The sequence below is a fragment of the Streptomyces sp. NPDC048514 genome (assembly GCF_043199955.1).
GTDB lineage: Bacteria > Actinomycetota > Actinomycetes > Streptomycetales > Streptomycetaceae > Streptomyces.
Genome location: NZ_JBICWT010000001.1, coordinates 279,842 through 293,018, shown reverse-complemented (window position 1 = coordinate 293,018; position 13,177 = coordinate 279,842). Strand labels below are relative to the sequence as shown.

7 protein-coding genes are annotated in these 13,177 nt (G+C 72.4%); 5 read left to right on the top strand and 2 right to left on the bottom strand.

What is annotated here, in order from left to right; translation table 11 throughout:
- Nucleotides 1-26: 26 nt before the first annotated feature.
- A complete protein-coding gene (locus tag ACGFT2_RS01230) occupies nt 27-1,835 on the bottom strand; it encodes an ABC transporter ATP-binding protein (RefSeq protein ID WP_393272215.1) in 1,809 nt (602 codons plus the stop codon).
- A gap of 113 nt (nt 1,836-1,948) precedes the next feature.
- Here ACGFT2_RS01230 and ACGFT2_RS01225 point away from each other — a divergent pair, with 113 nt between their 5' ends.
- The gene (locus tag ACGFT2_RS01225; RefSeq protein WP_393272213.1) at nt 1,949-2,398 is read left to right on the top strand and encodes a MarR family winged helix-turn-helix transcriptional regulator; all 450 of its coding nucleotides are present in this window, start codon (nt 1,949-1,951) and stop codon (nt 2,396-2,398) included.
- Nucleotides 2,399-2,512: 114 nt separating this feature from the next.
- On the opposite strand, the gene ACGFT2_RS01220 is transcribed toward ACGFT2_RS01225, so the two are convergent.
- A complete protein-coding gene (locus ACGFT2_RS01220; protein WP_393272211.1) occupies nt 2,513-4,123 on the bottom strand; it encodes a peptide-N4-asparagine amidase in 1,611 nt (536 codons plus the stop codon).
- Nucleotides 4,124-4,510: 387 nt separating this feature from the next.
- Between ACGFT2_RS01220 and ACGFT2_RS01215 the strand changes: the two genes are divergently transcribed.
- The 4 genes from ACGFT2_RS01215 (at nt 4,511) to ACGFT2_RS01200 (ending at nt 13,007) form a co-directional block, all read left to right on the top strand.
- Nucleotides 4,511-6,244, top strand: a complete 1,734-nt coding sequence (locus ACGFT2_RS01215) for a M1 family metallopeptidase (protein WP_393272209.1) — start codon at nt 4,511-4,513, stop codon at nt 6,242-6,244.
- A 158-nt stretch (nt 6,245-6,402) separates the two neighbouring features.
- On the top strand, nt 6,403-8,421 hold the full coding sequence (locus ACGFT2_RS01210; protein WP_393272206.1) for an N-acetylmuramoyl-L-alanine amidase: 2,019 nt from the start codon (nt 6,403-6,405) through the stop codon (nt 8,419-8,421).
- Nucleotides 8,422-9,402: 981 nt separating this feature from the next.
- Nucleotides 9,403-11,229, top strand: coding sequence for an ABC transporter transmembrane domain-containing protein (locus ACGFT2_RS01205; protein WP_393272205.1), 1,827 nt, complete (start codon nt 9,403-9,405; stop codon nt 11,227-11,229).
- On the top strand, nt 11,226-13,007 hold the full coding sequence (locus ACGFT2_RS01200) for an ABC transporter ATP-binding protein (RefSeq protein ID WP_393272203.1): 1,782 nt from the start codon (nt 11,226-11,228) through the stop codon (nt 13,005-13,007). Before ACGFT2_RS01205 ends, ACGFT2_RS01200 begins: the two co-directional genes overlap by 4 nt.
- Nucleotides 13,008-13,177 lie beyond the last annotated feature (170 nt).

Sequence of the window (13,177 nt, the reverse complement as noted above, 5' to 3'; positions counted from 1 at the left end):
ATATGTTCAGTTTGGCGATCGCTGCGTCAGCCGGCCGGTTCCAGTTGCGCGTCCCGGCGCACCAGGGCCGCGTAGCGGCCGTCCAGCTCCAGCAGTTCTTCGTGCGTCCCCCGCTCCGCAACGCGCCCGGCGTCCAGCACCACGATCTGGTCGGCACCGCGGACGGTGGACAGCCGGTGGGCGATGGTGAGCGTCGTACGGTCGGCCGACAGGGCGTCTATGGCGTCCTGGACGGCGGCCTCCGTGCGGGTGTCGAGCGCACTGGTGGCCTCGTCGAGGATGAGGACCGGCGGGTCGCGCAGGATGGTGCGGGCGATGGCCAGACGCTGTTTCTCACCTCCGGAGAATCGGTGGCCGCGTTCACCGACGACGGTGTCGTAGCCGTCGGGGAGTGCGGCTATGTGGTCGTGGATCTGTGCCGCCTCGGCCGCCGCGCGCAGTTCCTCGTCGGTGGCGTCCGGCTTGGCGAAGCGCAGGTTGTCGGCGACCGAGGCGTGGAAGAGGTACGTCTCCTGCGAGACGACGCCGACCGCGCGGGCGAGGGTGTCGAAGTCGAGGTCGCGGACGTCCACGCCGTCCAGGGTGACGCGGCCGCCGGTGACGTCGTAGAGGCGGGGCACCAGGCAGCCCAGCGTGGACTTGCCGGCCCCGGTCGGGCCGACGACGGCGAGACTGCCCCCGGCGGGCACGGTGACGTCGACGCCGTCGAGGACCGGTCCGGCCGCGCCGTCGGCGTCGTAACGGAACTCCACGTCCTCGAAGCGGACTTCGCCCTTGATCCGGTCGAGGCGGATGGGCTGTTCGCGTTCGGTGATGTCGATGGGCAGGTCCAGATACTCGAAGATGCGCTGGAAGAGGGCGAGCGAGGCCTGGATCTGGACGCCTGTCGCGAGCAGGCTGACGGCCGGGCGGAACAGGCCCTGCTGGAGCGATACGAAGGCGACGATGGTGCCGAGGGAGACCTCGGGTCCGCCGACCCGGAGGGCCAGCCCCGCGGTCCAGTAGATGACGGCGGGCATCGCCGCCATGACCATCGTGATCACGGCCATACGCCAGCGGCCCGCCATGTTCGACTTCACTTCCAGGTCGACCAGGCGCTCGGACTCCTCGGCGAACGACGAGGTGAGGGAGTCGGATCGGCCCATGGTGCGGCCCAGCAGGATGCCGCTGACGGAGAGCGACTCGGTGACGGTGGCGGCCATCGCGGCCATCTGCTTCTGCCGCTGGGTGGTGATTCTCTTGCGTTCGTTGCCGACGCGGCGGCTGATCCACACGAACACCGGCAGCAGGAGCAGCGAGACGATGGTGAGCCGCCAGTCGAGCGCGATCATGGCGGTGATCGTGGCGACGACGCTGGTGGCGTTGGAGACCAGGGAGGTGGCGGTCGAGGTGACGGTGGCCTGCATCCCGCCGATGTCATTGGCGATGCGGGACTGCACCTCACCGGTGCGAGTGCGGGTGAAGAAGGCCAGAGACATGCGCTGCAGCCGGCCGTAGACGGCTGTGCGCAGGTCGTGCATGACGCGCTGGCCGACGGTGGTCGAGATCAGCGTCTGCAGCACGCCGAGGACGCCGGCCAGGACGGCGCTGAGGATCATGCCGAGCGCGAGCAGGCTCAGCAGGCCGGTGCGGCCCTGCGGAATCGCGACGTCCAGGGTCTCCTTCAGCAGGAACGGCGTGGCCACCGACACCAGCGAGGAGGCACCGACCAGCAGGCCGACGATCGCGAGCCGCCCGCGATAGGGACGGAAGAGGTGCAGGATGCGGCGCACCTGCCGCGGCTGCGCGCCGGCATCGGCAGGTGGGGTCCAGGAAGATTCACGGTCGGGGTTCATGGGCTCCTACGGGGGGACGGGCGTCGGCCAGGGGCCGGCCGACGAGGCCAGAACGGATCTTAGCTCATTGTTACCTATACTCACAATGAACGGCATCCTGATATTGTTCCCGCATGACCACCCCCGATCCGGACGGCCCGCTCGCCGAGCAGTTGCTGCGGCTGACCCGCCGGGTGCACAGGATCCAGAAGCGCCATCTGCAACAGCGTGACCTGGGTGTCACCCCGGCGCAGTCCCGGCTGCTGCGCACCCTCGCGCACTACGGTTCTCCTCCGCGCATGGCCGACCTCGCCGAGCACCTGGAGGTCGTGCCCCGTGCGGTGACGACACTGGTGGACGGCTTGGAGGCGAACGGCAAGGTGCGGCGGGTGCCCGACCCGGCGAACCGGCGCGTGACCCGGATCGAGCTGACGGACGACGGGCGCTCGACCCTGGCCGAGGTGCGCGGCGCCCGCCGCTCGGCGGCCGAGGAGATACTCGCGCCCCTGACGGAGAAGGAACGCCAGGTACTCGGCGTGCTGCTGGACACGCTGATCGACGGGGACCCACCCAAGCGCTGCTGAGCGGCCGGGGCCCACCCAAGCGCCGCTGAACGGCCGGGGGCCACCCGACCGCCACTGAACGACGGGGGCCCACGCCACGGCCCCACCCCGGCCGACCGGCCCCGTTCCCGCGGATCAGCAGCGCTGGCGATCCTGCGTCAGCGTTCCCTGGGCCGTGGTCAGCGTGTGGTCGTAGCACCCCTCGGAGCCGTGGAGCCGATAGCGCTCGGTCGAAGTGCCCACCGCGTGCCGCTGGTCGCGCGGCACGTCGAGTGCGTACGCCGCATCGCCGCGGTAGGTGTCGTCGAACCGGGACCACACGGTGCGCCGGCCGTCGCGCCGCTCCACGACCGAGGCTCGGTCGCCGAGGATCAGCGCGGTGCGCAGCCGGCCGTCCGAGCCGATGGTCGTGGCGCCGTTCATCGTGTACGTCCGGTGCGTGCGGGCCGTCCGCGCGGGGCCGTGTCCGCCGACGGTGACGGTCTCGTCGTCGGTCCAGGTCGCGTCGAGCCCGTCCATGGTCTCGCCGTCGGTCCAGCGGTGTGCGGAGGTGTGGGCGAGTGTCCGGCTGACGGTGGTGGTCACTCGGCCGTGCGAGGTGTCGAGGTAACCGGAGACGGTGAGCCGGTGCCCGGCCTCGGTGTCCACGCGGTTGACCGAACCGGGCGTGAGGGTGGAGGAGTTCGCGACGTCCGTCGCGCTGTGCGCGGTCAGTGCGCCGCTGAGGTGCGTCCGGTGCGCGTCCCGCCAGACCAGTACGTTCACCGGTGTGCTCCAGCCGGACTGGCCCGCGGGCACGCCGGCGACGGAGACCTCGACGCGGTGCGGGCGGCCGTCGTCGAGAAGGCCGGCGAAGGGCGTCAGGTCGTACTCGATCGGCCGTACGTCGAAGGCGCGGGGCGCCGGGAGCACGTACCAGAGGAAGGGGTTCGACCAGCCGCCGGTCCAGACGTTCGGGAACGGCGCGGCGATGCCGGCCAGTCGGCCGTCGACCTTGATCTGCACCTCGCGGTAGGGCCCGTGGTCGGCCTTGCAGGAGTAGGCCGCCGGGTCGGCCACGGTCAGGTACCAGAACTCCTCGCAGCCGCCGCCCGATCCGGTCGCGTACACCTCGGCGACGATCCGCTCGCTGTTGCGCGGGGTGGTGAGGGTGGTGCCCTCGGGCGTGTCGGCGAGGGTGAGGACGCGGTCGGGCCCGGGACTCTCGGGACGGCCCGCGTAGAAGGTCAGGGTGACGTGCACGTCGATGACCCCGGTGTAGGTGTCGTCGACGACGTTGCCGATGAGCATCTCGACGTCCCGTGCGCCGCGGAAGGTGTCGCTGTACCGGGTGACGTCCTTCTCGACGTGCCACTCGATGCCGTCGGGCGAGGGCTCCGGTGTGGACGTGCGCAGGATCTCGACCCCGCCGACGTGCAGATAGCCGAGCCGGTCGTACTGGCGGCCCTTGACCTTGCCGTCCAGGCGCAGGACCACCTTGCTCCAGCGGTCGCCGCAGCCCTTGGGCGGGGCGTACGTGCCCCGGTACGGGGTGAAGTCGCGGAAGCGGGTGTCGGCGAGCGTGACCTGGCAGGACCGGGTGTGCGGCCGGTCGGGCGGCGGTGCCGCGGTCACCGGGTCGTGCCAGTCGGAGCCGAACTCGGCGGGGGCGTCCGCCGCGCGCGCGGCAGGGGTTCCGGCGCCGAAGAGCGTGCCCGCCAGGAGGGCCGCCCCGGCGAGCATGGACATGACGATCCGTCTTCTCATGGCCGGTGTTCTACGGCGTGCCGGCCGCCGTCCGCAACGGGCAGACCGGCCGAAGCGCGCGGCGTGATCCGGACCGCAGGACCAACGGCCGCATCGCCCCGCACGGACGTGCGACAGCACCGCATCCAGGACGGCCACCCCGCACCGACGCGCGGCGACTCGAGGCGCAGGCGGCATACAGGTCCGCCCCGCCCCGCGCAGGCACGCGACAACACGGCGGTCGGCACGGCATCATCCCGCGCGAGGAAACGACAACACGGCGGTCGGCACGGCATTGCCCCGGGCGGGGGAACGACAACACTGCGGTCGGCACGGCATTACCCCATGCGGGCGCGCGGCAACGTCGCATTCAGTCCTATAAGCACATCATGCTGACATAGTTCCGCCATGGAGATCACCAAGGTGTCGCTCAGGCGATCGGCACACCGAGATCCCCGGCAGGTGCGTCCCCGTCACCTCCTCCGCGCTCGCCACCTCCTGCACGCTCGCCACCTCCTGCACACCCGACACCTCCTGCACGCTCGTCACCTCCTGCCTGCACGTCAGCTCCTGCACACCCGGCACCTCCTGCGTGCCCGTCGCCTCCTGCGCACCCGTCGCGCTGCACTGGCCCTCGTCCTCGCCGGGACCGGCACGGTCGCCGGTGCGGCCGTTCTCGCCGGCGTGCTCCCGCACGGATCCCACCGCTCGCCCGCACCCGGCCCGGCCGCCTCCTCGGGCACGGCCGCGGTGGACCCGGCCTCGTCCGGCCCGGCCCCCGCGCCCGGCGCGCCGGGCATCGGCGACCCGCTGATGCCGCTCGCGGGCAACGGCGGCTATACGATCCGCCGCTACACGCTCGACTTCGACTGGCGGGCACCCCGGACACCCTTCGCCGCGGACGCCGTGATCAGCGCCACCGCGACCCAGGCCCTGTCCCGCTTCGACCTGGACTTCGCCGGCAACGCACTGCACCGGGTCACGGTCGACGGCGTGCCGGCCCGAGCCGTACGCGACGGCGACGAACTCGTCGTCACCCCAGCGAAACCGATCTCCCGTGGCGGCGCGTTCACCGTGCGCGTGGACTACACCGCCGATCCGGCGCAGCGCCGGCACCGCGACGACGCGATCCAGGACTACGGCTGGGTACCCACGTCCGACGGGACCGTGGTCTGCGCACAGCCCGACGGCGCGAAAATGATCTTCCCGGCGAACGACCACCCGAGCCTGCGGGCCCCGGTGACCTTCCGCATCACCACCCCTGCGGGACTCGGCGCGGTCGCCAACGGCCGGCTCGTCGACCGTGCCCGGCGACCCGACGGACGCACCCGCTGGACCTACGACTCCGAGCAGCCGATCGCCGCACAGCTGGTCCAGCTGGCGATCGGCCGGTTCGCGTTCCTCGACGGCACCGGTCCGCACGGGCTACCCGTACGGGACGTGGTCGCCGAGGATCTGGTCGAGGACACCGAGGCCTACCGCTCACTCACCCCGGAGCACCTGACCTGGCTGGAACGGCGGCTCGGCCCCTATCCGTTCCGCCGCTACGGCGTGCTGGTCGGCGACACCGAGCTGCCCGTGGCACTGGAGACGCAGTCGCTGTCCGTGGTGCCGAAGGAGGACCTGCTGGGCGACCGGGTGGACGCCGAACGCAATCTGGTGCACGAGCTGACACACCATTGGACGGGTGACAGCGTGGCCATCCGGCGCTGGTCCGACCTGTGGCTGAGCGAGGGTCACGCCCGTTTCTACGAGCGCCTGTACTCCGACGAGCACGGCGGTGTCGGCCTGGAGTCGGCGATGCGGGCGGCGTACGAGCAGCACGACCAGTGGCGGCACGACGAGGGAGCGCCCGCCGAGCCCACGGAGCCGACGCTGTTCAAGGTGATGCGCTACGACGGCTCGGCCCTGGTGCTCTACGCGCTGCGGGAGAAGGTCGGCGCCGAGACCTTCGACCGGATCGAGCGGTCCTGGGTGACGAAGTACCGGGGCCGGGCGGCCGGCACCCGGGACTTCGTCGCGCTGGCGTCCCAGGTCGCGGGCGAGGATCTGAGACCCTTTCTGACCCCGTGGCTGTACGGGCCGGACACCCCGCCCATGCCCGGTCATCCCGACTGGCAGGTGGACCCGGTCGAGGACTGAGCCGCACGCCGCCGACCGAGTGGCCTCTGCCCGATCGCTCGGCCACCCCGGTGACCCTTGGCGCGACGTGGCGCGCCAAGCACGGAAACGTACCAGGGGTGGCGTCCGGGACAACTGCCTTGTCCTGGTGGTGACGAGCATGTCTGGAGAACCGTGCAATGAGAAGACCGGCCACCCCACGTGTTCCCAACGCCCTCCGCGGGTACCGCCGAACGGCTTGCGTGATCGCGTCGGCGGCGGTGCTGGCACCGCTGCTGCTCATCCCGATGTCCGGCGAGGACGGATCACCGGAGCAGCGGCTGCAGGATGCCTTCGAGGACGCCGCCCGCGAGTACCACGTGCCGCGCAGCGTGGTGATGAGCGTGTCCTACGTGCAGACGCGCTGGGACGCCCATCCGGGTGCCCCCAGCGTCGCCGGCGGCTACGGGCCGATGCACCTGCTGGACACCGCCCGGCTGCGCCCACCGGCAGCGGCGGCCGGGCCGCTGACCCCGCCCGACCTCGACACCCGGCCGCGCAAGGGCAAGGAGAAGGCCGCTCCGCCGCCGCAGGACGAAGCCACTGTCGACCACGCCGTGCAGCCGGCGGATCTGGAGCGTGCCGCGCAGCTGATCGAGGTCCCGGCCGTGCGTCTGCGCACGGACGCCGTCGCCAACGTCCGGGGCGGCACCGCACTTCTGGCGGCCCTGCAGCGACAGCTCGGCAAGCCCTTGAGCGACAACCCGGCGGACTGGTGGGAGGCGGTGAAGCGCTATCCGGGCACCGCTGACCTCACGACGGCGGCGACGTACGCGAACGACGTCTTCGACGTCATCCGCAAGGGGGCGCGGCGTACCACCGCCGAGGGACAGCACGTCGCCCTCGCCGCCAGCCCCGGGGTACGCCCGCGCATCGCCGCTCCGCAGCCGGCACGCCGGTCAAAGGAGGTCGAGTGCCCCGCTGAGGTGTCCTGCGACTGGCTCAGCGCGCCGTACGAGCAGATCGACGACGACGGGGCGTACGGCAACCACGACCTCGCCGACCGGCCCAGCGACCAGAAGATCGAGTACATCGTCATCCACGACACCGAGGCGAAGCTGCCCCGCATGTTCGACACGGTGCTGGATCCGACGGAGGCCTCGTGGCACTACTCGATCCGCTCCAGTGACGGTCACATCACCCAGCACGTCAAGACCAAGGACGAGGCCTGGCACTCCGGCAGCCAGTTCGTGAACGCCCGCTCGATCGGCATCGAGCACGAGGGCTTCCTCACCCACCCCGGCACCTGGTACACGGAACGGATGTACCAGTCCTCGGCCCGCCTGGTGCGATACCTGGCGAAACGTTACGGCGTCCCGCTCGACCGGCAGCACATCTTCGGCCACGACAACGTGCCGTCACCGACCGCCGACAGCATCCCCGACATGCACGACGACCCCGGGCCGTTCTGGGACTGGCGGCACTACTTCGACCTGCTCGGCGCGCCGCTGCGGGCCACGGCCGGCCCGAACAGCGACATGGTGACGATCCTGCCGGACTACTCCACGCACAAGCCGTCGTTCACGGGATGCACCGGCAGCGGCCGGCCGTGTCCCGCGCACGGCTCCAGCGCCGTACGCCTCTACACGGCACCGGACGAGAACGCCCCGCTGATCCAGGACCCGGGCCGCAAGCCGGACGGCGACCCCTCCACGGTGGACGTCAACGACCTGGGGTCGCGCGTCTCCGCCGGTCAGACCTTCGCCGTCGCCGGGCGCAGCGGCGACTGGACGGCGATCTGGTTCCAGGGGAACAGGGCCTGGTTCAAGAACCCGAAGAAGCACCTGACGGCGGTCGGCGCCGCGGGCCGGATGGTGACGCCGAAGGAGGGCCTGGACGAGATCCCGGTGTACGGGCGTGCCCTCCCGGAACCGGACGCCTATCCCGAGGACGTGGAGGAGCCGAGCGATTCGCCGCTCCCCTACCGCTTCACGGCGGGCCAGCGGTACGTGACCCAGGACCGCGTGGGCGGTTCGTACGTCGACAGGTCGTTCTTCGCCGACACCCCCGAGCCCGTGATCAAGGGCCAGGAGGGCTACTACGAGATCCAGTTCGGCCACCGGCTCGCCTACGTCCGGGCGAGCGACGTGGACGTGCTGGCCGCACCCGCCGTGGCCGGAGCTCCCGCGGCGAACGAGAACCCCCCGGCCGGGGGCTAGCCGACGGCCGACAGGCCCCGACCCGGCCGCCGGCCCCGTCCGACGACCGCCCGGTCCCGGTTCGGCCTCCCGACCCCCGGTCCCGGTTCGGCCTCCCCACCGCCCGGTCCCACTCGGCCGCCGGACGGTCCTGCTCGGGCGGACGGTTGCACTCGGACGGACGGTTGCACTCGGCCGGACCGATGTCCTCGGCCGGACGGTTCCACTCGGACGGACGGTTGTCCTCGGCCGGATGTGGGCCGGTCCCTCGTGCCTCCCACGCCGACCTCGCCCCGCCGATCCCTCCGGATCTTTCCTGCCGCGCCCGTCCCCCGTCACGACGGTCGGGGCGCGGACCGGGGTGAGCCGGATCGCGGGCGATTCCCGGCCTCCTCGCAGAGGCCGACGCGGGACGGGGCCGCTCGGGTGGTCCGTGTGCCCCGGCGCCCGCGCCGCGGCCCCTGTGTCACGCCCCAGGTCGTCCGGGAGCGCACGCGCGTGTCCGTCCCGGTGGAACGGCGGCCCGGCGGGGCCGGTGAGTCACAGCCTTCACGCCGCTGAGTTCACGACCTCGCGGGCCGGTGAGTCACAGCCTCCACGCCGCTGAGTTCACGACCTCGCGGGCCGGTAAGTCACAGCCTTCACGCGCCGCTGAGTTCACGACCTCGCGGCCCGGTGAGTCACAGCCTTCACGCGCCGCTGGGTTCACGCCCTCGGGGGCCGGTGCGTTCACGCCCTTGCCGTGAACGGTCCCGGCCCGCGGAGCCCGGGGCGCGTCCGGTGATCTTCCGCGGCGCCACAGACCGATCCGCCGGATGGCCGGCACCCGCCCGGAAGCGGCCCCGCGGCCGCGGCCCGCCTCCGTGGCCGGAAGTCGGTGGACAGGGCGGGATGCCCGGGAAAACCGTTTGAAATCGACCCCTCCGCGACGCGAACCTTTCACGGCTTGCTGCCGCTCACCGCCGTTATCCCTCCCCCTCTGACACGAGCCACTGGGACGTCATGCAGATTCAAGACCTTCCGTACTCCGATCCGGGCGTGCCCGACGCCCGTTCGGGTCCCCGCCTGCTGTGGTGGCTCTGGCGCAATCAGACGGGCGGGCAGCTGAAGGCCCTCGTCTGGGGCCTGCTGCACTTCGTCTCCGTCTCCGCTCTGCCCTTCTGCATCGGCCTCGCCGTCCAGGCGGTCGTCGACCGCTCCGGCACCCGGCTCGCCCTGACGGGTGGTCTCCTGCTGCTGTGCGGCACGGGTGTCGCCGTCGGCGACACCTTCCTGCACCGGGCCGCCGTCACCAACTGGATCACCGCCGCCGCCCGCCTCCAGCAACTGCTGGCCCGCAAGGCCGCCGGGCTGGGCTCCACGCTGACCCGGCGGGTCGCGGCCGGTGAGGTGGTGGCCGTGTCCACCGGTGACGTGGAGAAGATCGGCTGGTTCGTCGAAGGGCTCTCCCGGTTCACCGCGGCCGCGCTGACCGTCGTCATGGTCGGGGCCGGCCTGCTCGTCTATCAGCCCGCCTTGGGCGTGGTGGTCGCCGTCGGACTTCCCGTCGTGGCACTCGCCGTACTTCCGCTGCTGCCCCGCGCCACCCGCCGTGCCGACGCGCAGCGCGAGAAGGCGGGCCGCGCCACCGAACTGGCCTCGGACACGGTCGCCGGGCTGCGCGTACTGCGCGGCATCGGCGGCGAGGACCTGTTCCTCGACCGCTACCGCCGGGCCTCGCAGGAGGTACGGCACGCCGCCGTGCGCAGTGCCCGGATGTGGTCGCTGATCTCAGCCGTCCAGGTGCTGCTGCCCGGGCTGCTGCTGATCGCGGTCGTCTGGCACGGCGTCCACCTGGCCCGCCAGGGCCGGATCACGGTCGGCGAACTCGTCACCGTGTACAGCGCGGTGATGATCCTGAACTACCCGTTGCGCCATTTCGAAGAGATCGCGATGGCCTACTCCTTCTCCCGGCCCTCGGCCGAACGGGCCGCGCGCGTGCTGTCGCTGCAGCGGACCACGGTCACCGACGGCATCCGCGCCGCCGGGGTACCGGCCGGTGACCTGTACGACCCCGGCACCGGTCTGCTCGCCGCCACCGGCCGGTTCACCGCCGTGGTCTGCGGCGACCCGGACGCGGCGGGCAGGCTCGCCGAGCGGCTGGGCGGCCACCCCGCCGAGCCGGGCCACTCGGTGCTGCTCGGCGGGGTGCCCCTGGACGAACTGCCCCTGGAAATCGCCCGGGCCGCCGTCCTCGTCCAGGACAAGGACCCGGTGCTGCTCTCCGGCACCTTGCGCGAGCTGCTCGACGTGCCCGCCTCCGGTGCCGTGCGGGCCGCGGACGCGCTGGCGGCCGCGCAGTGCGAGGACGTCCTGGACGCGCTCGTCCAGGGATCGGTGGACGCCACCGACCCGCTGGACGCCCGCATCACCGAGCGCGGGCGTTCCCTCTCCGGAGGCCAGCGCCAGCGGCTCGCCCTGGCCCGGTCGTTGATCACCGACCCGGAGGTACTGGTGCTGGACGAGCCGACCTCCGCGGTCGACTCGCACACCGAGGCCCGCATCGCGGAGGGACTGCGCCGGCTGCGCTCGGGGCGGACGACGGTGGTGTTCACCTCCTCGCCGCTGCTGCTCGACCGGGCGGACCGGGTGGCCCTGGTGCACGGGGGCGAGGTCGTGGCCACCGGCGTGCACCGTGAACTGCTCGACGCCGAAGCGCTATACCGGGCCGTGGTGACGCGCGAGACCGGCGAGGAGCCGCCCGTCACCGGCATGGTCGCGGACCTGTCCGGCGAGGACGCCGTGCTGGGCGCCCTCGGTGAATTGGAAGAGATCGAGGAGAGCGCATGATCGGCGTTGCGCCGCCAGCGTACGACCCGGCGGCCCCGACGACCGCCACCACCCTGCCCGTCGGCACGGCCGCGACCGTACGCGACTACGTCGCCGAACTGTTCCGCCGGCACCGTCGCGCCTTTCTGCTGCTCATCGCGGTCAACACGGTGGCCGTGGTCACCTCCATGGTGGGCCCGTACCTCCTCGGCGACCTGGTCGAGCGGGTGTCGGACGGGGCGCAGGACCTTCATCTCGGCCTGATCTCAGGGGTGTTCGTGCTCGCCCTGGCCGTGCAGGCCCTGTTCGTCCGGCAGGTTCGGCTGCGCGGCGCCATGCTCGGCGAACGGATGCTCGCCGACCTGCGCGAGGACTTCCTCGTCCGCTCGGTCGGGCTCCCGCCGGGCGTGCTGGAGCGAGCGGGCACCGGCGACCTGCTCTCCCGCATCACCACGGACATCGACCGCCTGGCCAACGCCATGCGCGAGGCCGTACCGCAGCTGGCGATCGGTGTCGTATGGGCCCTGCTGCTGCTCGGTGGACTCGTCGTGACGGCCCCGCCGCTGGCGGCGGCCGTCCTGATCGCCGTGCCCGTGCTGGTGGCCGGATGCCGCTGGTACTTCAGGCGGGCGCCCTCGGGCTATCGCTCCGAGTCCGCCGGGTACGCCGCCGTGGCCGCCGCGCTCGCCGAGACCGTGGACGCGGGCCACACCGTCGAGGCGCACCGCCTCGGCGCCCGCCGCATCGCACTGTCGGAACGGCGGATCAAGGAGTGGACGGCCTGGGAGCGCTACACCCTCTGGCTGCGGTCCGTGCTCTTCCCGGTGATCAACGCCGTCCACGTCCTCGTGCTCGGTTCGGTCCTGATGGTCGGCGGGGTGTTCGTCCTGCGGGGCTGGATCGGGGTGGGGCAGCTGACCACGGGCGCCCTGGTCGCGCAGATGCTCGTCGACCCGGTGAACCTCATCCTGCGCTGGTACGACGAGGTGCAGGTGGCCCAGGTCTCGCTGGCCCGGCTGGTCGGCGTGCGGGAGGTCGAGCCGGACGCCGGGGACGGCTCGCTGGCCCCTGAGGGGCGGGACGTGCGCGCCGACCGGGTGCACTTCGGCTACCGCGAGGGTGTCGACGTGCTGCGCAAGGTCTCCCTGGACGTCGCGCCCGGCACCCGGCTGGCCCTGGTGGGCCCGTCCGGGGCGGGCAAGTCCACCCTGGGCAGGCTGCTCGCCGGCATCTACGCTCCCCGGTACGGCCGGATCACCCTGGGCGGGGCGGAGCTGTCCCGGATGCCGGCCGAACGCGTCCGCTCGCACGTCGCCCTGGTCAACCAGGAGCACCACGTGTTCGTGGGCTCGCTGCGCGACAACCTCCTGCTGGCCCGGGCCGGCGCCACGGACGCCGACCTGTGGGCGGCCCTGGGGGCGGTCGACGCCGGCGCCTGGGCGCGGGCGCTGGACGACGGCCTGGACACCGAGGTCGGCTCCGGCGGCCTCGCGCTGACCCCGGCGCAGGCTCAGCAGATCGCGCTGGCCCGGCTGGTGCTGGCCGATCCGCACACGCTGGTCCTGGACGAGGCGACCTCGCTGCTCGACCCGCGCGCGGCACGGCACCTGGAGCGTTCCCTGGCCCGGGTGCTGGAAGGCCGCACCGTGGTCGCCATCGCCCACCGCCTGCACACCGCGCATGACGCCGACGTGATCGCCGTGGTGGAGAGCGGCCGCATCAGCGAGCTGGGCAGTCACGACGAGCTGGTGGCGGCGGACGGCGCCTACGCGGCGCTGTGGCGCTCCTGGCACGGCTGAACGGGCCGCCCCGGACACAACCGGTGCCCGGGGCGGTACGCGGAGGCCCTCACGGCGGGTACGGGCACGCCGGACACACCACCACGCAGGGCTCCGCGGCTCGGACCCGCACCGCCCACGCGGGCCCCGGGGCGGGGAACAGGCACCGCAACGCCGGACTCCAGGGCGGA

What these genes read in the sequence shown, in the direction of transcription:
- ACGFT2_RS01230 (WP_393272215.1), bottom strand. Translation starts at nt 1,835, where the DNA reads ATGAACCCCGACCGTGAATCTTCCTGGACCCCACCTGCCGATGCCGGC.
- ACGFT2_RS01225 (WP_393272213.1), top strand. Translation starts at nt 1,949, where the DNA reads ATGACCACCCCCGATCCGGACGGCCCGCTCGCCGAGCAGTTGCTGCGG.
- ACGFT2_RS01220 (WP_393272211.1), bottom strand. Translation starts at nt 4,123, where the DNA reads ATGAGAAGACGGATCGTCATGTCCATGCTCGCCGGGGCGGCCCTCCTG.
- ACGFT2_RS01215 (WP_393272209.1), top strand. Translation starts at nt 4,511, where the DNA reads ATGGAGATCACCAAGGTGTCGCTCAGGCGATCGGCACACCGAGATCCC.
- ACGFT2_RS01210 (WP_393272206.1), top strand. Translation starts at nt 6,403, where the DNA reads ATGAGAAGACCGGCCACCCCACGTGTTCCCAACGCCCTCCGCGGGTAC.
- ACGFT2_RS01205 (WP_393272205.1), top strand. Translation starts at nt 9,403, where the DNA reads ATGCAGATTCAAGACCTTCCGTACTCCGATCCGGGCGTGCCCGACGCC.
- ACGFT2_RS01200 (WP_393272203.1), top strand. Translation starts at nt 11,226, where the DNA reads ATGATCGGCGTTGCGCCGCCAGCGTACGACCCGGCGGCCCCGACGACC.